Here is a 17,783-nt window from a genome sequence, read left to right on the forward strand (position 1 = left end):
CTCGCCGCAAAGCCCCTCCGAGACCGGACAAAGCGGCCTTACGCAAAGGCAATGTCGAGCACCTCTGCCGTAGATCCTCTCCGAACGGGCGTCGGGGTGTACGGATGTCGTGGTCGAACATGAGCGTGATCCCCGGCGTCGCCTCCCAGACCAACCTGCTGGCGCTGAACGCCACGATCGAGGCGGCGCAGGCCAGGGAGGCCGGGCGCAGACTCGCGGTGGTCGCGGCGGAAGTCACGCAGCTCGCCGGCCAGACCGACCGGGCGATGCAGGAGATCGCCGCCCAGGTCGATGCGACGCAGGCGATCGTGCGCAGCGTCGCCGAGGCCGCCCGCCCCGTGCTCGCCGCCGCCGGCCCCGTCGCGCGGCGATCGGCCAGCATCGGCGCCGCGGTGAACCGCTTCCTCGCCACCCTGCGGGCCGCCTGAGGCCCGGGCGGCGTCCGGCAGGGCGCGGCGCCCCGAAAATCTCCACAATCGCCCGACAGGTGGCGCCCGCGCGCAGAGGCGCCGCGTGTCCAGGGCTCGAAGACAATGTCGCATCCGTTCCGTTCGACGGTTCCCGCCTCCGGCACGGGAGGGAGCGTCCTTCGCGGCGGGCACGGCGTCGCGAAAACCGCTCTCGCCGGCGCCCTGGTCGCCGGGGCGCTGGCGCTCGCCGGCTGCAGCGGCTCGGCCATCCTGCCCGCGCCCGACCTGCCGACCACGCCGGTCATCCTCGACGAGGCCTCGGCGGCCGCCGCGATCTCGCGCTACCGGGCGAGCCACGGCCTCGGGCCGGTGGCGATCGATTCCTCGCTGATCCGCGCCGCCTCGTACCAGGCCGAGGCCAACGCCAGGGCCGGCCAGCTCTCGCACGAGGTCGGCGGCACCTTCGACGCGCGCTTGAAGCGCGCCGGCTTCGGCGGCCGCTACGCCGCCGAGAACCTCAGCGCCGGCTCGACCACCTTCGACGAGGTGCTCAAGCGCTGGCAGGTCTCCCCCGAGCACAACCGCAACATGCTCATGCCGCAGGTCAGGCGGATCGGCATCGCCCGGGTCGACGCGCCCGGCAGCCGCTACAAGCGCTTCTGGGCGCTGATCCTCTCCGACGGCTGAGGAACACCTTTCCCGCAGCGCAATACCGCCTCCAAGCCCCTGAAAGTGCCCGGGAAGGGCAGGGGCCTGCGACGATCCTCCCCGGTCGGGCTGGCCTTCCGGGCGTTGTGTGCGGGGCCCGAGCCCCTATCTTGCGTGCAGACGTTCGCGGTTTGTGCGATGCGAACGCCCCTTGTTTCGCAATACCCGCTCGTTTAAGCCTCGCGCCACCTTCCGGGCTTTGGAACCGTTCCGAGAACGGCCCCGGCGGCCGGGTTGCGGCCCGGGCACGCGCCAAGGCTTGCGCTCACCAAAGGCCTCGTGCCAACCCTTGAGGATGCTCGATGAACGGCCTCCTGTCGGATTACCTGCCGCTGGTGATCTTCATCGGCGTCTCCCTCTTCATCGCCGCGGCGCTCCTCGTGGCCCCCTTCCTGGTGGCCTACAACAGCCCGGACCCGGAGAAGCTCTCGGCCTACGAGTGCGGGTTCAACGCCTTCGACGACGCGCGCATGAAGTTCGACGTGCGCTTCTACCTCGTCGCCATCCTGTTCATCATCTTCGACCTCGAAGTGGCCTTCCTGTTCCCGTGGGCGATCACGTTCGGGGACCTCGGCTGGTTCGGCTTCTGGTCGATGATGCTCTTCCTCGGCGTGCTGACCGTCGGCTTCGTCTACGAGTGGCGCAAGGGCGCCCTCGAGTGGGACTAGAAGCGAACGCGTAGAGCCGCCCCCGAGACGTAGGAACCGGACCCCACCATGTCCCTCACATCCGTCCGCGCCCCCGCGATCGCGCCGCAGCCGAAGGGTATCCTCGACCCGGCCACCGGCAAGCCGATCGGCGCCAACGACCCGACCTTCCTGACGATCAGCGACGAGCTCGCCGATCGCGGCTTCCTCTTGACCACCGCCGACGACCTCATCACCTGGGCCCGGACCGGCTCGCTGATGTGGATGACCTTCGGCCTGGCCTGCTGCGCCGTCGAGATGATGCAGATGTCGATGCCGCGCTACGATTGCGAGCGCTTCGGCTTCGCGCCCCGCGGCTCGCCGCGCCAGTCCGACGTGATGATCGTCGCCGGCACGCTGACCAACAAGATGGCCCCGGCTCTGCGCAAGGTCTACGACCAGATGCCGGAGCCGCGCTACGTCATCTCGATGGGCTCCTGCGCCAATGGCGGCGGCTACTACCACTATTCCTACTCGGTGGTGCGCGGCTGCGACCGGGTGGTGCCCGTCGACATCTACGTCCCCGGCTGCCCGCCGACGGCCGAGGCGCTGCTCTACGGCGTGCTGCTGCTGCAGAAGAAGATCCGCCGCACCGGCACGATCGAGCGCTGAGGCGGACCCATGAGCAACGGCATCACCATCCGGGCCCATACCCAGAGCGAGCAGGGCGACGCTGTCCTCCAGGCGCTCTCCGACACCCTCGCCGCGACGCTGGGCAGCGCCATCGCCGACCGGGCGATCGCCTTCGGCGAGCTGACACTGATCGTCGAGGGCTCCGAGATCGTGCGGGTGCTGACCCACCTGCGCGACGACCCGGCCTGCGCCTTCTCGACCTTCATCGACATCTGCGGCGCCGACTACCCGGCGCGGGCGAAGCGCTTCGACGTCGTCTATCACCTGCTGTCGATGCGCCATAACCGGCGCATCCGCGTGAAGGTGCAGACCGACGAGCGCACGCCCGTCCCGACCGCGATCCCGGTCTTCCCGGCCGCGAACTGGTTCGAGCGCGAGACCTACGACCTCTACGGCATCCTGTTCTCGGGCCATCCGGACCTGCGCCGGCTGCTCACCGATTACGGCTTCGAGGGGCACCCCCTCCGCAAGGACTTCCCGCTCACCGGCTTCGTCGAGGTCCGCTACGACCAGGACGAGGCCCGAGTGGTCTACGAGCCCGTGCGACTGACGCAGGAATTCCGCAACTTCGACTTCCTGTCGCCCTGGGAAGGCACCGACTACGTGCTGCCGGGCGACGAGAAGGCCGACAAGGCACCGGCGAAAGGCTGAGCCGACATGGGCGAGCACAGCATCCGCAACTTCTCGATCAATTTCGGCCCGCAGCACCCGGCGGCGCACGGCGTGCTGCGCCTCGTGCTGGAGCTCGACGGCGAGGTGGTCGAGCGGGTCGACCCGCATATCGGCCTGCTCCACCGCGGCACCGAGAAGCTCATCGAGGTCAAGACCTACCTCCAGGCGACGCCCTATTTCGACCGGCTCGACTACGTCGCGCCGATGAACCAGGAGCACGCCTTCTGCCTCGGCATCGAGCGCCTGCTCGGCATCGCGGTGCCGCGCCGCGCCCAGCTGATCCGCACGCTGTACTGCGAGATCGGCCGGCTCCTGTCGCACCTCCTGAACGTCACCACGCAGGCGATGGACGTCGGCGCCCTCACGCCCCCGCTCTGGGGCTTCGAGGAGCGCGAGAAGCTGATGATCTTCTACGAGCGCGCGTCGGGCGCTCGTCTCCACGCCAACTACTTCCGCCCCGGCGGCGTCCACCAGGACCTGCCGCCGAGCCTGATCGACGACATCGAGGCGTTCTGCGAGACCTTCCCGCAGGTGGTCGACGACCTCGACAGCCTCGTGATGGGCAACCGCATCTTCAAGCAGCGCAACGTCGACATCGGCATCGTCACCGTCGAGGAAGCGCTCGCCTGGGGCTTCTCGGGCGTGATGGTGCGCGGCTCCGGCATCCCGTGGGACCTGCGCAAGTCGCAGCCCTACGAGGCCTATGCCGAGATGGAGTTCGACATCCCCGTCGGGAAGAACGGCGACACCTACGATCGCCAGGTCATCCGCATGGAGGAGATGCGCCAGTCCGTGCGCATCATGAAGCAGTGCATCGCCAAGCTGCGCGAGCCGGCCGGCCAGGGGCCGATCGCGACGCAGGACGGCAAGGTCGCGCCGCCGCCGCGGCGCGAGATGAAGCGCTCGATGGAGGCGCTCATCCACCACTTCAAGCTCTACACGGAGGGCTTCCACGTCCCGGCCGGCGAGGTCTACGCCGCGGTCGAGGCGCCGAAGGGCGAGTTCGGCGTCTACCTGGTCGCCGACGGCACCAACAAGCCGTATCGCTGCAAGATCCGCGCTCCGGGCTTCGCCCACCTCCAGGCGATGGACTGGATGTGCCGCGGCCACATGCTGGCGGACGTGTCGTGCATCCTCGGCACGCTCGACATCGTGTTCGGTGAGGTGGACCGGTGAGGGCGCTTCGCGCCTGAGGCCGCACCCGCCGGAGACGTATGAGACATGGACGTTTGAGACATGGCCAACCGCAGACTTGCCCCGGTATCCGAGCAGCCCGAGAGCTTCGCTTTCACGGCTGAGAACGCCGAATGGGCCCAGGGGCAGATCGCCAAGTACCCGGAGGGGCGCCAGGCCTCGGCCGTGATCCCGCTCCTGTGGAAGGCGCAGGAGCAGAACGGCGGCTGGCTGCCGCAGAAGGCCATTGAAGCGGTGGCCGACCAGCTCGGCATGCCGCATATCCGGGTGCTGGAGGTCGCGACCTTCTACACGATGTTCGCCCTCGAGCCGGTCGGCCGCTACTGGATCCAGGTCTGCGGGACGGCTCCCTGCGACGTCTGCGGCGCCCGCGAGCTGAAGCAGTACCTGCACGACCGGCTCGGGCCGTCGGGCCATGTCAGCCCGGACGGCACCTTCTCCTGGCTCGAGGTCGAGTGCCTGGGTGCGTGCTGCAACGCCCCGATGGCGCAGATCAACCACGACTACTTCGAGGATCTCACGCCTGAATCCCTCGGCAAGCTGATGGACGACCTCGCGGCCGGCCGCCCGGTGAAGACCGGCTCGCAGATCGGCCGCGTCTCCTCCGAGCCCAAGGACGCGGTCACGACCCTCCAGGACGAGACGCTGTTCGACGGTTCGCGCGTCGGCGCCTGGCGCAAGCGCTTCGAGGAGGAGGGCCTGAAGGAGCAGGGCGCCGACACGACCGGCGAGAAGGCCCGCACCGACGCTTCCGCCGCGACGAACCCGAAGGCCGCCCGCCCGGATGCCGGCCGGCCGGCCGAGAGCCCTGCCGCCGCCACCCCGGCGCAGCGCGCGGCGGACGGCAAGCCCGCGGTCGACACGGCAGCCGAGAAGGGCCAGGTGGCCCCGGAGCGCACCACCGTCGCCGAGACGCGCACCGGCCCGGAGACGGTCGGCACGCCGCAGAGCGGCCGCTCCTACACCGAGACCCCCTCGAAGCCCGAGGAAGGCCGCCCGGTGGCGGGTTCCAAGGGCACCACGCCGGAGGCCGGCGCCGAGCCGGCGAATGCCCCGGGGAAGACCGACGGTTCGCAGGCCAAGCCCGTCGGCATCACCCCCGCGGACAAGGCGGCCGACAAGGGCCCGCCCGGCCCCAAAGCCGACCCGACGCCGAAGCCGTAAGACTCGACTATGATGTCCCCTTTCACAGCAGGCCTGTAGGACGATCGCCATGCTCGCCGATCAGGATCGGATCTTCACCAACCTCTATGGTCTCCACTCCCCCGGTCTCGAGGCCGCGAAGAAACGCGGCGCGTGGGACGGCACGAAGTTCCTGCTCCAGCAGGGCCGGGACTGGATCATCGAGGAGATGAAGAAATCGGGCCTGCGCGGCCGCGGCGGCGCCGGCTTCCCCACCGGGCTGAAGTGGTCCTTCATGCCGAAGAAGTCGGACGGCCGGCCCCACTACCTGGTGGTCAACGCCGACGAATCCGAGCCGGGCACCTGCAAGGACCGGGAGATCATGCGGCACGACCCGCATCTCCTGATCGAGGGCTGCATGCTGGCCTGCTTCGCCATGGGCGCGCATGCCTGCTACATCTACATCCGCGGCGAGTACGTCGCCGAGAAGCACGCGCTCCAGCGCGCGGTGGACGAGGCCTACGCCGCCCGCCTCGTCGGCGAGAGCAACGTCCACGACTACCCCTTCGACATCTACGTCCACCACGGCGCCGGCGCCTACATCTGCGGCGAGGAGACGGCCCTCATCGAGAGCCTGGAGGGCAAGAAGGGGATGCCGCGGCTGAAGCCGCCGTTCCCGGCCAATATGGGCCTCTACGGCTGCCCGACGACGGTGAACAACGTCGAGTCGATCGCGGTCGCCGGCACCATCCTGCGCCGCGGCGGCGCCTGGTTCGCGGGACTCGGCCGGCCGGGCAACACCGGCACCAAGCTGTTCTGCGTCTCGGGCCACGTCAACAAGCCCTGCAACGTCGAGGAAGAGCTCGGCATCACCTTCCGCGAGCTGATCGACCGGCATTGCGGCGGCATGCGCGGCGGCTGGGACAACCTGCTCTGCTCGATCCCCGGCGGCTCCTCGGTGCCGCTGGTGCCGGCGGCCGAGATCATCGACGCCCCGATGGATTTCGACACGCTGAAGAACCTGAAGTCGGGTCTCGGCACCGCCGCCGTGATGGTGTTCGACAAGTCGACCGACATGGTCGCGACGATCGCCCGCATCGCGTACTTCTACAAGCACGAGTCCTGCGGCCAGTGCACCCCATGCCGCGAGGGCACCGGCTGGATGTGGCGCGTGATGCTGCGCATGGCGGAAGGCCGGGCGCAGAAGCGCGAGATCGACATGCTGCTCGACGTGACGAAGCAGATCGAGGGCCACACGATCTGCGCGCTCGGCGACGCCGCGGCCTGGCCGATCCAGGGCCTGATCCGGCACTTCCGCCCCGAGATCGAGAAGCGCATCGACCGCTACTCCGCCAACCCGCACCCGACCCCGGTGCCGATGGCGGCGGAGTGAGGCGGTGCCGTTTCTCACCCGTCCCGATCCGCATTCACGGTTCGCCGGCCCGGCGCGCGGAGACGCGCGCCCCGCGGACCTCGCCCGAGAGTTGACCGCATGACCAAGATTCTCGTCGACGGCATCGAGGTCGATGTCCCGCCGGACTACACCCTGCTCCAGGCCTGCGAGGTCGCGGGCGCGGAGATCCCGCGCTTCTGCTTCCACGAGCGCCTGTCGATCGCCGGCAATTGCCGCATGTGCCTCGTCGAGCTGAAAGGCGCGCCGAAGCCCGTCGCCTCCTGCGCCTGGGCCGTGCGCGACTGCCGCCCGGGCCCGAACGGCGAACCGCCGGCGGTGTCGACCAAGTCGGCCCTGACCAAGAAGGCCCGCGAGGGGGTGATGGAGTTCCTCCTCATCAACCACCCGCTCGATTGCCCGATCTGCGACCAGGGCGGCCACTGCGACCTGCAGGACCAGGCCATGGCCTACGGCGTCGATTCGACCCGCTACGGCGAGAACAAGCGCGCCGTCGAGGAGAAGTATATCGGCCCGCTGGTGCGGACCGCCATGAACCGCTGCATCCACTGCACCCGCTGCGTCCGCTTCCTGGCGGAGGTGGCCGGCGTGCCGGATCTCGGCGCCATCGGCCGCGGCGAGGACATGGAGATCACCTCCTACCTCGAGCGCGCGATGGAATCGGAGTTGCAGGGCAACGTCGCCGACCTGTGCCCGGTCGGCGCGCTCGTCCACAAGCCGCAATCCTACAACGTCCGCCCCTGGGAGCTGAACAAGACCGAGTCCGTCGACGTGATGGACGCGGTCGGCTCGGCGATCCGCGTCGACACCCGCGGCCGCGAGGTGATGCAGATCGAGCCGCGGGTGAACGAGGCGATCAACGAGGAGTGGATCTCCGACAAAACCCGCCACGTCGTCGACGGCCTGCGCCTGCAGCGCCTCGACCGGCCGTACCTGCGCGAGAACGGCCGCCTGCGCCCGGCCACCTGGGCCGAGGCCTTCGGGGCGATCGCGGCCAAGCTCAAGGGTGCGGATCCGAAGCGCGTCGGTGCGATCGTCGGCGACCTCGCGGGCGTCGAGGAGATCTTCGCCCTCAAGACCCTGATGGGCGCGCTGAAGGTCCAGAACCTCGATTGCCGCCAGGACGGCGCGGCGATCGATCCGGCCTGGGGCCGGGCCGCCTACACCTTCGGCCCCGGCATCGCCGGCATCGAGCAGGCGGACGCGATCCTGATCGTCGGCGCCAATCCGCGGACGGAAGCCTCGCTCCTCAACGCCCGCATCCGCAAGCGCTGGCGGCTCTCGCCGATCCAGATCGGCGTGATCGGCGAGGACGCGGACCTCACCTATCCCCACACCTATCTCGGGGCCGGTCCGGAGACCCTGGCCGAGGTGGCCGCGGGCCGCCACAGCTTCGCCGAGGCGCTGAAGGGCGCCGAGCGGCCGCTCGTCATCGTCGGCCAGGCGGCGCTCGCCCGGCCGGACGGCGCGGCGCTCCTCGCGGCGGTCGCCAAGCTGGTCCAGGGCCTCGGGACCAAGGCCGAGGGCTGGAACGGGCTGGGCGTGCTGCACAACGCGGCCGCCCGCGTCGGCGCCCTCGATCTCGGCTTCGTGCCGGGGGAGGGCGGCCTGGGCTTCGCCGAGATGGTGCAGGCCGGCGCGCTCGACGTGCTGTTCAACCTCGGCGCCGACGAGGTCGAGGTCGGCCCGGGCGCCTTCGTGGTCTACCAGGGCACGCACGGCGACAAGGGCGCCCACCGCGCCGACGTGATCCTGCCGGGCGCGGCCTACACCGAGAAGTCGGCGACCTACGTCAACACGGAAGGCCGGGTGCAGCTCGCCAACCGATCGGCCTTCCCGCCGGGCGACGCCCGCGAGGACTGGGCAATCCTGCGCGCCCTGTCGGACGTGCTGGGGAGCCGCCTGCCGTTCGACTCGCTCACCGCGCTCCGCAAGGCGCTCTACGCGGCGCACCCGCACTTCGCCGGCATCGACCAGGTGGCGGCGAGCGACGGCGTCGCCGCGCTGACGACCCTCGCGGGTCTCCCGGGCGAGCCCGGCCGCGAGCCGTTCCGTCCGGGGATCGCGGATTTCTATCTCACCAACCCGATCGCCCGCGCCTCGCGGGTGCTCGCCGAATGCTCGGGTCTCGCCCGCGGGCGGGCCCTCGAAGCGGCGGAATGAGGAGCACCGACCGATGACCGTCTGGGAGGTGCTGGGCACCGTCCTCCTCGTGGCGCTGAAGAGCGTCGTGCTCCTCGTGGCACTGCTCGTCTTCATCGCCTACGCGCTGCTCGCCGACCGCAAGATCTGGGCGGCGGTGCAGCTGCGCCGCGGGCCGAACGTGGTCGGGCCGTGGGGCCTGTTCCAATCCTTCGCCGACCTGCTGAAGTTCGTGCTGAAGGAGCCGGTGATCCCGGCGGGCGCCAACAAGAGCCTGTTCCTCCTGGCGCCGCTGATCTTCGCCACCCTGGCGCTCGCCGCCTGGGCGGTGATCCCGCTCGCCGACGGCTGGGCCATCGCCGACATCAACGTCGGCATGACCTACATCTTCGCGATCTCGTCGCTCGGCGTCTACGGCGTCATCATGGGCGGCTGGGCCTCGAACTCGAAATACGCCTTCCTCGGCGCGCTGCGCTCGGCCGCCCAGATGGTGTCCTACGAGGTCTCGCTCGGCTTCGTGATCATCACGGTGCTGATGTGCGCCGGCTCGCTCAACCTGTCGCAGATCGTGCGGGCGCAGGACACCTCGCTCGGCATCCTCGGCTGGTACTGGCTGTGGCTGTTCCCGATGTTCGTGGTGTTCTTCATCTCGGCGCTCGCCGAGACGAACCGCCCGCCCTTCGACCTGCCCGAGGCCGAGTCGGAGCTCGTCGCCGGCTACATGGTGGAGTACTCCTCCACCCCGTACCTGCTGTTCATGCTCGGCGAGTACGTCGCCATCGTCACGATGTGCGCGCTCGGCACGATCCTGTTCCTGGGCGGCTGGCTCTCGCCGATCCCGTTCGCGCCCTTCACCTGGGTGCCGGGCCTGATCTGGTTCGCGCTGAAGGCCAGCTTCCTGTTCTTCATGATCGCCATGGTGAAGGCCATGGTGCCGCGCTACCGCTACGACCAGCTCATGCGGCTGGGCTGGAAGGTGTTCCTTCCGCTCTCGCTGGTCATGGTCTTCGTCGTCGCCTTCGTCCTGAAGCTGACCGGCCTCGCGCCGGTCTCGTGACCCAACCGTCGGAGAACGAGCCATGAAGCTCGACCAGGTCGCCCGCGGCCTGCTGTTGAAGGAGTTCGTCACCGGGTTCGCCCTGGCGATGCGCTACTTCTTCAAGCCCAAGGCGACGATCAACTATCCCTTCGAGATGGGCCATCGCGGCCCGCGCTTCCGCGGCGAGCACGCCCTGCGGCGCTACCCCAACGGGGAAGAGCGCTGCATCGCCTGCAAGCTGTGCGAGGCGGTGTGCCCGGCCCAGGCCATCACCATCGAGGCCGGCCCGCGCCGCAACGACGGCACGCGGCGCACCACGCGCTACGACATCGACATGGTGAAGTGCATCTATTGCGGCATGTGCCAGGAGGCCTGCCCGGTGGACGCCATCGTCGAGGGGCCGAACTTCGAGTTCTCGGTGGAGACCCGCGAGGAGCTCCTCTACGACAAGGCCAAGCTGCTCGAGAACGGCGACCGCTGGGAGCGCGAGATCGCCCGCAACATCGCGGCCGACGCTCCCTACCGCTGAGCGGATCCGGGGGAGGGCGGTGATCCTCCCCCCATCGACGACACATTCGCCGCTCCCCCGGTTGTGCGCCGCGGGGGCGGGTTCTATAGACGGGCCGCCGGCACGCTCCGGGGGTCGGGCAGGAGGCCGCCGCCAGGCGGCATGAATTCAGCGCATGACCGCAGCCGCCGCCTTCTTCTATCTGTTCGCCGCGATCACCGTCGCCTCGGGCTTCATGGTGATCGCCTCGCGCAACCCCGTCACCTCGGTGCTCTTCCTCATCCTTGCCTTCGTGAACGCCGCCGGGCTGTTCGTGCTGATGGGGGCGGAGTTCCTGGCCATGATCCTGGTCGTGGTCTATGTCGGTGCCGTCGCGGTGCTGTTCCTGTTCGTCGTGATGATGCTCGACGTCGACTTCGCGGCGATGCGCCAGGGCTTCCAGGACTACCTGCCGGTCGGCGGCCTGATCGGCGCGGTGTTCCTGGTCGAGCTGCTCCTCGTCGTCGGCTCCTGGGCGATCGATCCCGGCCTGGTCCACGGCCCGCTGGCGGTGGCGCCGGGCGGCGACACGGTGACCAACACGCAGGCGCTCGGCCTCGTTCTCTACACCAACTACTTTTTCTTCTTCCAGGTCGCCGGGCTGATCCTGCTCGTCGCGATGATCGGCGCGATCGTGCTGACCCTGCGCGACCGGCCCGGCGTCAAGCGCCAGGACATCGCGATCCAGAACGCCCGCACCCAGGCCGACGCCGTCGAGGTGCGCCAGGTGCCCACGGGCCAGGGCGTCGAGGTCTGATGGGCGTCGAAGTCTGACGGGCGTCGCGGTCCGAGACGAGTTCGTGCGGGGCCGGTCGAGGCCTCGCGATGCTGACGACACGAGCGGCGGGGCGCCGGACGCCTCGCGACACGAAGGCGGCCGCCCGCGGCCGAGAGGCACGATGATCGGTTTGAGCCATTACCTAACGGTCGCCGCGATCCTGTTCACCCTCGGGGTGCTCGGCATCTTCATCAACCGCAAGAACATCATCGTCATCCTGATGTCGGTCGAGCTGATCCTGCTCGCGGTGAACATCAACCTGGTGGCGTTCTCGACCCATCTCGGCGACATCGTCGGCCAGGTCTTCGCCCTGTTCGTCCTGACGGTCGCCGCCGCGGAGGCCGCGATCGGCCTCGCCATCCTGGTGGTGTTCTTCCGCAACCGCGGGTCGATCGCCGTCGAGGACGTCAACATGATGAAGGGCTGACGCGGCTTCGACGGAGCCCTCGACCCTTTTCCCCGAACCAGTGCCGCAGCGGCAAGAGCCACGCGAGGCCGGACCCCGAGCATGTACCACGCGATCGTCTTCCTGCCCCTGATCGGCGCCCTCGTCGCCGGCCTGTTCGGGCGCCGCATCGGCCCGCGGGCCAGCGAGGTGGTGACCACCGGCATCCTCGTCTTCGTGGCGCTGCTGTCCTGGGTCGCCTTCTTCGAGGTGACCGGCGGCCACGGCCACGGCGCCGTCAAGCACCACGTCGCGACCTGGTTCACCGCCGGCGGCCTCACGGTCGACTGGGCCTTCCGGGCCGACACGCTCACCGCGGTGATGCTGGTCGTGGTCAACAGCGTCTCGGCGCTCGTCCACCTCTACTCGATGGGCTACATGCACGAGGACCCGCACCGGCCGCGGTTCTTCGCCTATCTGTCGCTGTTCACCTTCGCCATGCTGATGCTGGTGACGTCGGACAACCTCGTCCAGATGTTCTTCGGCTGGGAGGGCGTCGGCCTCGCCTCGTACCTGCTGATCGGCTTCTGGTACGAGAAGCCCTCGGCCAACGCCGCGGCGATGAAGGCGTTCATCGTCAACCGCGTCGGCGATTTCGGCTTCTCGCTGGGCATCTTCCTCTGCTTCGTGCTGTTCGGCGCGGTCTCCTTCGACGGCATCTTCCCGAGGGTGGCCGAGCTCAAGGACGCGACGTACCACTTCCTCGGCTACGACTGGAACGCGCTGACCATCTGCTGCCTGCTGCTGTTCATGGGCGCGATGGGCAAGTCGGCCCAGTTCCTGCTGCACACCTGGCTGCCGGACGCGATGGAGGGCCCGACCCCGGTCTCGGCGCTCATCCACGCCGCCACCATGGTGACCGCCGGCGTGTTCATGGTCGCCCGCCTGTCGCCGCTCTTCGACGCGGCGCCGAACGCGCTGATCGTCGTCACGGTGATCGGCGGGATCACGGCCTTCTTCGCCGCCACCGTCGGCCTCGTCCAGAACGACATCAAGCGCGTCATCGCCTACTCGACCTGCTCGCAGCTCGGCTACATGTTCGTGGCGCTCGGCGTCGGCGCCTACGCGGCGGGCGTGTTCCACCTCTTCACCCACGCCTTCTTCAAGGCGCTGCTGTTCCTCGGCGCCGGCTCGGTCATCCACGCGATGCACCACGAGCAGGACATGCGGAACATGGGGGCCCTGCGCCGCTACATCCCCTTCACCACCGCCATGATGGCGATCGGGACGCTCGCGCTCATCGGCTTCCCGTTCACCGCCGGCTTCTACTCGAAGGACGCGATCATCGAGGCGGCCTACATGTCGACCCGGCCGGGCCACGTGCTGGCCTTCCTGGCGACCGTCATCGCGGCCTTCTTCACCTCGTTCTACTCCTGGCGCCTGTTCTTCCTGACCTTCGAGGGCCGCGCCCGCTGGCAGGCCGCGCATGGCCACGGCCATGACGACCATCACGCCGACGCGCATGCGCATCACGCGGTGGCTCACGCCTCCTCGGCGCAGGCCGACGGTGCGCCGGGCCACCACGAGGGCGTCGCCCACGACGTCAAGGGCCACGACGTCGAGCCGGCCTCGCACTCGGCGATCGAGCACCACGACCACCACGCCCACACCCCGCACGAGAGCCCGCGGGTGATGACGATCCCGCTCGCGATCCTGGCGGTCGGCGCGCTCTTCGCCGGCATGGTGTTCAAGAACCGCTTCATCGGCGAGGGCATGGACGAGTTCTGGAAGGGCGCGCTGGCGCACGGTCCGGACAACCACATCATGCACGACATCCACAACGCGCCGGCCTGGGTGCAGCACTCGCCCTTCGTAATGCTGATGCTGGGCTTCCTGCTCGCCTTCTGGATGTACATCCGCAGGCCGGAACTGCCGCATCAGCTCGCCGAGAGCCAGCCGCTGCTGTATCGCTTCCTGCTCAACAAGTGGTACTTCGACGAGATCTACGACCGGATCTTCGTCCGCCCGGCCAAGGGCTTCGGCGAGTTCCTGTGGAAGGTCGGCGACGGCCGCGTCATCGACGGCATGGGCCCGAACGGCATCGCCGCCCGCGTCGTCGACGTCACCCGCGGCGTGGTCCGCCTCCAGACCGGCTACGTCTACCACTACGCCTTCGTGATGCTGGTCGGCGTCGCCGCCCTCGTGAGCTGGTACCTGATTACCGGCGTCTCCGCGGCCACCCACTGACCTGACCGGAGAACAGAGAATCATGCTCGGCCTCGGGATCCTCTCCGGCCTCCTCATCGTGCCGCTCGTCGGCGCCGCGTTCATCCTGACGCTCCGCGGCGACGACGAATCGGTCCGGCGCAACGCCCGCTGGGCGGCGCTCATCGCCACCCTGGTCACCTTCCTGCTGTCGCTCGTCGCCTGGGGTCGCTACGACGCCACCACGGCGCAGTTCCAGCTCGTCGAAACCCATGCCTGGCTGACCGACACCATCCGGTTCAAGCTCGGCGTCGACGGCTTCTCGATGCCGCTTGTGCTGCTCACCACCTTCCTGATGCCGTTCTGCATCGGCGCTTCGTGGCTCTCGATCGAGCATCGGGTGAAGGAGTACTTCGTCGCGTTCCTGGTCCTCGAGACCACGATGATCGGCGTGTTCTGCGCTCTCGACCTGGTGCTGTTCTACCTGTTCTTCGAAGCCGGCCTGATCCCGATGTTCCTGATCATCGGCATCTGGGGCGGTAAGCGCCGGATCTACGCGTCGTTCAAGTTCTTCCTCTACACCCTGCTCGGCTCGGTGCTGATGCTGCTCGCCATCATGGCGATGTACTGGCAGGCCGGCACGACCGACATCCCGACCCTGCTGCAGACCCGCTTCCCGGCGAACATGCAGATCTGGCTCTGGCTCGCCTTCTTCGCCTCGTTCGCGGTGAAGATGCCGATGTGGCCGGTCCATACCTGGCTCCCCGACGCCCACGTCGAGGCGCCGACCGCCGGCTCGGTCATCCTGGCGGGCATCCTCCTGAAGATGGGCGGCTACGGCTTCATCCGGGTCTCGCTGCCGATGTTCCCGGACGCCTCCCACTATTTCGCCCCGATGGTCTACACGCTGTCGGTGGTGGCGATCATCTACACCTCGCTGGTCGCGCTGGTGCAGACCGACATCAAGAAGCTGATCGCCTACTCGTCCGTGGCGCATATGGGCTTCGTGACGCTCGGCCTGTTCACGATGAACGAGCAGGGCATCCAGGGCGCCCTGTTCCTGATGATCTCGCACGGCATCGTCTCGGGCGCGCTCTTCCTCTGCGTCGGCGTGATCTACGACCGGATGCACACCCGCGAGATCTCGGCCTATGGCGGCCTCGTCAAGCGGATGCCGCTCTACGCGGTCGCCATGATGGTGTTCACCATGGCCAATGTCGGCCTGCCGGGCACCTCGGGCTTCGTCGGCGAGTTCCTGGCGATGCTGGGCGCCTTCCGGGCCAACCCGATGGTGTCGTTCTTCTCGGTCTTCGGCATCATCCTGTCGGCGGCCTACGCCCTGTGGCTGTTCGCCCGCGTGGTCTACGGCAAGCTCGAGAAGCCGAGCCTGCAGGGGATCACCGACCTCGACCGCCGCGAGATGCTGATCCTCGCGCCGCTCGTGGCGCTGACGATCTACTACGGCGTCCATCCCGGCCCGATCCTCGACGTCTTCGCGCCCTCGACCGACGCGCTGATGCAAGGCATGCGCGCCGCCCTCTCCACGACCCAGACCGCCGCCGCGGCCCTGCCGGTCCCGCACTGAGTTTTTCGCGATGAACGCCGCTCAGATCGTCCTGCCCGCCATCGGGCCCGCCCTGCCGGAGCTGATCCTGTCGGTCGGCGTCCTGGTGCTGATCCTCTACGGTGCCTTCAAGGGCGAGCGCTCCACCGACGGCGTCAGCGTCGGTGCCCTGATCCTGCTGATCCTCGCGCTGTTCGCGGTGGTCAGCCAGCCCTTCGCCACGAAGGTCACCACCTTCAACGGCTCCTTCATCGTCGACGGGTTCGCCCGGATCATGAAGGCGCTGACCCTGATCGGGTCGGCCGCCGCCATCCTGCTCGCCAAGGAGCATTTCGAGCGCGAGCGCATCGCCCGGTTCGAGTACCCGATCCTGATCGTCCTCTCGACGATCGGCATGATGATCATGGCCTCGGCCAACGATCTGATCGCGCTCTACATGGGCCTCGAGCTGCAGAGCCTGGCGGCCTACGTCATCGCCTCGTTCCACCGCGACGATGTCCGCTCGACCGAGGCCGGCCTGAAGTACTTCGTGCTCGGCGCGCTGTCCTCCGGCATGCTGCTCTACGGCGCCTCGCTGGTCTACGGCTTCACCGGCACCGTCTCGTTCCCGCACATCGTCACCGCGCTCCGCGAGGGCTCGGGCTTCGGCGTGGTGCTGGGCGTCGTGTTCGTCGCCGCCGGCGTGTCGTTCAAGCTCGCCGCCGTCCCGTTCCACATGTGGACGCCGGACGTCTACGAGGGCGCGCCGACCCCGGTCACCGCCTTCTTCGCCTCCGCGCCGAAGATGGCCGCCATGGCGATGGCCGTGCGCGTGTTCATCGGCGCCTTCCCGGTGATCACGCCCGAGTGGCAGCAGATCATCGTGTTCGTGTCGATCGCCTCGATGGCGCTCGGCTCCTTCGCGGCGATCGGCCAGCGCAGCCTCAAGCGCCTGATGGCCTACTCCTCCATCGCCAATGTCGGCTACGCGCTCATCGGGCTCGCCGCCGGCACGCAGGAAGGGGTGCGCGGCGTCGTGATCTACATGGCGATCTACCTCGCCATGACGCTCGGAGCCTTCGCGGTGATCCTGTCGCTGCGCCGCGGCCGCCGGATGTACGAGACCATCGACGACCTGTCGGGCCTGTCGCGCACCCACCCGCTGGTCGCGTTCCTGCTCGCCATGATGATGTTCTCGCTCGCCGGCATCCCGCCGCTCGCCGGGTTCTTCGCCAAGTTCTACGTCTTCGCCGCCGCCATCAAGGCGAACCTCGTCACCCTGGCGGTGATCGGCGTGGTGACGAGCGTGGTCGGCGCCTACTACTACCTGCGCCTCGTCAAGGTGATGTACTTCGACGAGCCGGCGGAATCCTACGAGCCGATGGGCCCGGGGCTTCGCATCGTGCTCGGCCTGTCGAGCGTGGTGGTGCTCCTGTTCTGGCTCGTGCCGGCGCCGCTGGTCGGGCTGGCCGGAACCGCCGCCAAGTCGCTGTTCTAGCCGCATGACCTTCGTGCTCGACCCCGCGGCCACGGCCGCGGGCTACCGCCTCGAGGTCCATGACAGCCTCGGCTCGACGAGCACGCAGGCCCTCGAGCGCGCGCGGGCCGGCGAGCCCGGGCCGCTCTGGGTCGTCACCCGCGAGCAGACCGGCGGCCGCGGCCGGCGCGGCAAGGGATGGGGCTGGATCCCCGGCAACCACGCCGCGAGCCTGCTCTGGCCGGTGCCGGCCGGCCTCGCGCCGGACCGGGTGGCGACCCTCGGCTTCGTCGCCGGCGTCGCGGTCGAGCGGGCTCTGCGCCGCGCCTGCGGCCCGGGCGTCGAGGGTCGCGGTCCCGATTTCCGGCTGAAATGGCCGAACGACGTCCTACTCGACGGCGCCAAGCTCGTCGGCATCCTGCTCGAGATGGAGACGCTGCCGGGGCGCGGCGCCTTCGTCACCGTGGGGATCGGCATCAACGTCGCCGGGGCGCCCGACGGGCTCCCCTACGCGGCGACCTCGCTGGCCCAGGCCGGCTGCGCGGTCGACGCGCCGGGCCTGTTTCGCCTGCTGAGTGCCGCCTGGGTCGAGGCCGAGCGGCTGTGGGACGAGGGCCGCGGCTTCCCGTGCATCCGCCAGTCCTGGCTCTCCGCCGCGGCGGGGTTGGGGGGGACGGTGAACGTCCAGAGCGGCGGGCGGACCGCGTCGGGAACCTTCGAGACGATCGACGAGGGCGGGCGGCTGGTCGTTCGCCTGCACGACGGCACACCTCTGGCGGTCTCCGCCGGCGAGGTGCATTTCGGCACGGCCGCGACAGCGGCCTGACGGGG

17 protein-coding genes are annotated in these 17,783 nt (G+C 69.1%); all 17 read left to right on the forward strand.

Features of this window, described 5'->3' with window-relative positions; genetic code table 11:
- Positions 1 to 119: 119 nt before the first annotated feature.
- The 17 genes from DK419_RS13545 (at position 120) to DK419_RS13625 (ending at position 17,778) form a co-directional block, all read left to right on the forward strand.
- Positions 120 to 428 carry a methyl-accepting chemotaxis protein gene (locus DK419_RS13545; protein ID WP_162561225.1) on the forward strand — a complete coding sequence of 103 codons (309 nt, stop codon included), beginning with the start codon at positions 120 to 122 and terminating at the stop codon, positions 426 to 428.
- 105 nt (positions 429 to 533) lie between these two features.
- Positions 534 to 1,097 (forward strand): CAP domain-containing protein, encoded by a 564-nt coding sequence (locus tag DK419_RS13550; protein WP_109959544.1) that lies wholly within the window; start codon positions 534 to 536, stop codon positions 1,095 to 1,097.
- A 323-nt stretch (positions 1,098 to 1,420) separates the two neighbouring features.
- Positions 1,421 to 1,786 (forward strand): NADH-quinone oxidoreductase subunit A, encoded by a 366-nt coding sequence (locus tag DK419_RS13555; RefSeq protein ID WP_048453080.1) that lies wholly within the window; start codon positions 1,421 to 1,423, stop codon positions 1,784 to 1,786.
- A 48-nt stretch (positions 1,787 to 1,834) separates the two neighbouring features.
- Positions 1,835 to 2,416, forward strand: a complete 582-nt coding sequence (locus DK419_RS13560; protein WP_109959545.1) for a NuoB/complex I 20 kDa subunit family protein — start codon at positions 1,835 to 1,837, stop codon at positions 2,414 to 2,416.
- Between the two features lie 9 nt (positions 2,417 to 2,425).
- The gene (locus DK419_RS13565) at positions 2,426 to 3,088 is read left to right on the forward strand and encodes an NADH-quinone oxidoreductase subunit C (protein WP_109959546.1); all 663 of its coding nucleotides are present in this window, start codon (positions 2,426 to 2,428) and stop codon (positions 3,086 to 3,088) included.
- A gap of 6 nt (positions 3,089 to 3,094) precedes the next feature.
- Entirely contained in the window at positions 3,095 to 4,285 is a 1,191-nt protein-coding gene (locus tag DK419_RS13570) for an NADH-quinone oxidoreductase subunit D (RefSeq protein ID WP_109959547.1), read from the forward strand.
- 60 nt (positions 4,286 to 4,345) lie between these two features.
- Positions 4,346 to 5,467, forward strand: a complete 1,122-nt coding sequence (nuoE, locus tag DK419_RS13575) for an NADH-quinone oxidoreductase subunit NuoE (RefSeq protein ID WP_109959548.1) — start codon at positions 4,346 to 4,348, stop codon at positions 5,465 to 5,467.
- Positions 5,468 to 5,516: 49 nt separating this feature from the next.
- Complete coding sequence (gene nuoF / locus DK419_RS13580; protein WP_109959549.1) at positions 5,517 to 6,818, forward strand: NADH-quinone oxidoreductase subunit NuoF; 1,302 nt, start codon at positions 5,517 to 5,519, stop codon at positions 6,816 to 6,818.
- Positions 6,819 to 6,917: 99 nt separating this feature from the next.
- The gene (nuoG, locus tag DK419_RS13585; RefSeq protein WP_109959550.1) at positions 6,918 to 8,999 is read left to right on the forward strand and encodes an NADH-quinone oxidoreductase subunit NuoG; all 2,082 of its coding nucleotides are present in this window, start codon (positions 6,918 to 6,920) and stop codon (positions 8,997 to 8,999) included.
- 13 nt (positions 9,000 to 9,012) lie between these two features.
- Positions 9,013 to 10,035, forward strand: coding sequence for an NADH-quinone oxidoreductase subunit NuoH (gene nuoH, locus DK419_RS13590; RefSeq protein ID WP_109959551.1), 1,023 nt, complete (start codon positions 9,013 to 9,015; stop codon positions 10,033 to 10,035).
- A 22-nt stretch (positions 10,036 to 10,057) separates the two neighbouring features.
- The gene (gene nuoI / locus DK419_RS13595; RefSeq protein ID WP_048431985.1) at positions 10,058 to 10,546 is read left to right on the forward strand and encodes an NADH-quinone oxidoreductase subunit NuoI; all 489 of its coding nucleotides are present in this window, start codon (positions 10,058 to 10,060) and stop codon (positions 10,544 to 10,546) included.
- Positions 10,547 to 10,700: 154 nt separating this feature from the next.
- Positions 10,701 to 11,321, forward strand: a complete 621-nt coding sequence (locus DK419_RS13600) for an NADH-quinone oxidoreductase subunit J (RefSeq protein WP_109959552.1) — start codon at positions 10,701 to 10,703, stop codon at positions 11,319 to 11,321.
- A 142-nt stretch (positions 11,322 to 11,463) separates the two neighbouring features.
- Positions 11,464 to 11,769 (forward strand): NADH-quinone oxidoreductase subunit NuoK, encoded by a 306-nt coding sequence (gene nuoK / locus DK419_RS13605; RefSeq protein WP_048425446.1) that lies wholly within the window; start codon positions 11,464 to 11,466, stop codon positions 11,767 to 11,769.
- An 81-nt stretch (positions 11,770 to 11,850) separates the two neighbouring features.
- Positions 11,851 to 13,974, forward strand: coding sequence for an NADH-quinone oxidoreductase subunit L (gene nuoL / locus DK419_RS13610; RefSeq protein WP_109959553.1), 2,124 nt, complete (start codon positions 11,851 to 11,853; stop codon positions 13,972 to 13,974).
- A 22-nt stretch (positions 13,975 to 13,996) separates the two neighbouring features.
- Positions 13,997 to 15,517 carry an NADH-quinone oxidoreductase subunit M gene (locus DK419_RS13615; protein WP_109959554.1) on the forward strand — a complete coding sequence of 507 codons (1,521 nt, stop codon included), beginning with the start codon at positions 13,997 to 13,999 and terminating at the stop codon, positions 15,515 to 15,517.
- A 10-nt stretch (positions 15,518 to 15,527) separates the two neighbouring features.
- Positions 15,528 to 16,973, forward strand: coding sequence for an NADH-quinone oxidoreductase subunit NuoN (nuoN, locus tag DK419_RS13620; RefSeq protein ID WP_109959555.1), 1,446 nt, complete (start codon positions 15,528 to 15,530; stop codon positions 16,971 to 16,973).
- Positions 16,974 to 16,977: 4 nt separating this feature from the next.
- On the forward strand, positions 16,978 to 17,778 hold the full coding sequence (locus DK419_RS13625; RefSeq protein ID WP_109959556.1) for a biotin--[acetyl-CoA-carboxylase] ligase: 801 nt from the start codon (positions 16,978 to 16,980) through the stop codon (positions 17,776 to 17,778).
- Positions 17,779 to 17,783: the final 5 nt, after the last annotated feature.

It is taken from the genome of Methylobacterium terrae (assembly GCF_003173755.1).
GTDB lineage: Bacteria > Pseudomonadota > Alphaproteobacteria > Rhizobiales > Beijerinckiaceae > Methylobacterium > Methylobacterium terrae.

Bases quoted from the DNA above. Each gene is read 5' to 3' on its own strand.
- DK419_RS13545 (WP_162561225.1), top strand. From the start codon at position 120: ATGAGCGTGATCCCCGGCGTCGCCTCCCAGACCAACCTGCTGGCGCTG.
- DK419_RS13550 (WP_109959544.1), top strand. From the start codon at position 534: ATGTCGCATCCGTTCCGTTCGACGGTTCCCGCCTCCGGCACGGGAGGG.
- DK419_RS13555 (WP_048453080.1), top strand. From the start codon at position 1,421: ATGAACGGCCTCCTGTCGGATTACCTGCCGCTGGTGATCTTCATCGGC.
- DK419_RS13560 (WP_109959545.1), top strand. From the start codon at position 1,835: ATGTCCCTCACATCCGTCCGCGCCCCCGCGATCGCGCCGCAGCCGAAG.
- DK419_RS13565 (WP_109959546.1), top strand. From the start codon at position 2,426: ATGAGCAACGGCATCACCATCCGGGCCCATACCCAGAGCGAGCAGGGC.
- DK419_RS13570 (WP_109959547.1), top strand. From the start codon at position 3,095: ATGGGCGAGCACAGCATCCGCAACTTCTCGATCAATTTCGGCCCGCAG.
- nuoE (WP_109959548.1), top strand. From the start codon at position 4,346: ATGGCCAACCGCAGACTTGCCCCGGTATCCGAGCAGCCCGAGAGCTTC.
- nuoF (WP_109959549.1), top strand. From the start codon at position 5,517: ATGCTCGCCGATCAGGATCGGATCTTCACCAACCTCTATGGTCTCCAC.
- nuoG (WP_109959550.1), top strand. From the start codon at position 6,918: ATGACCAAGATTCTCGTCGACGGCATCGAGGTCGATGTCCCGCCGGAC.
- nuoH (WP_109959551.1), top strand. From the start codon at position 9,013: ATGACCGTCTGGGAGGTGCTGGGCACCGTCCTCCTCGTGGCGCTGAAG.
- nuoI (WP_048431985.1), top strand. From the start codon at position 10,058: ATGAAGCTCGACCAGGTCGCCCGCGGCCTGCTGTTGAAGGAGTTCGTC.
- DK419_RS13600 (WP_109959552.1), top strand. From the start codon at position 10,701: ATGACCGCAGCCGCCGCCTTCTTCTATCTGTTCGCCGCGATCACCGTC.
- nuoK (WP_048425446.1), top strand. From the start codon at position 11,464: ATGATCGGTTTGAGCCATTACCTAACGGTCGCCGCGATCCTGTTCACC.
- nuoL (WP_109959553.1), top strand. From the start codon at position 11,851: ATGTACCACGCGATCGTCTTCCTGCCCCTGATCGGCGCCCTCGTCGCC.
- DK419_RS13615 (WP_109959554.1), top strand. From the start codon at position 13,997: ATGCTCGGCCTCGGGATCCTCTCCGGCCTCCTCATCGTGCCGCTCGTC.
- nuoN (WP_109959555.1), top strand. From the start codon at position 15,528: ATGAACGCCGCTCAGATCGTCCTGCCCGCCATCGGGCCCGCCCTGCCG.
- DK419_RS13625 (WP_109959556.1), top strand. From the start codon at position 16,978: ATGACCTTCGTGCTCGACCCCGCGGCCACGGCCGCGGGCTACCGCCTC.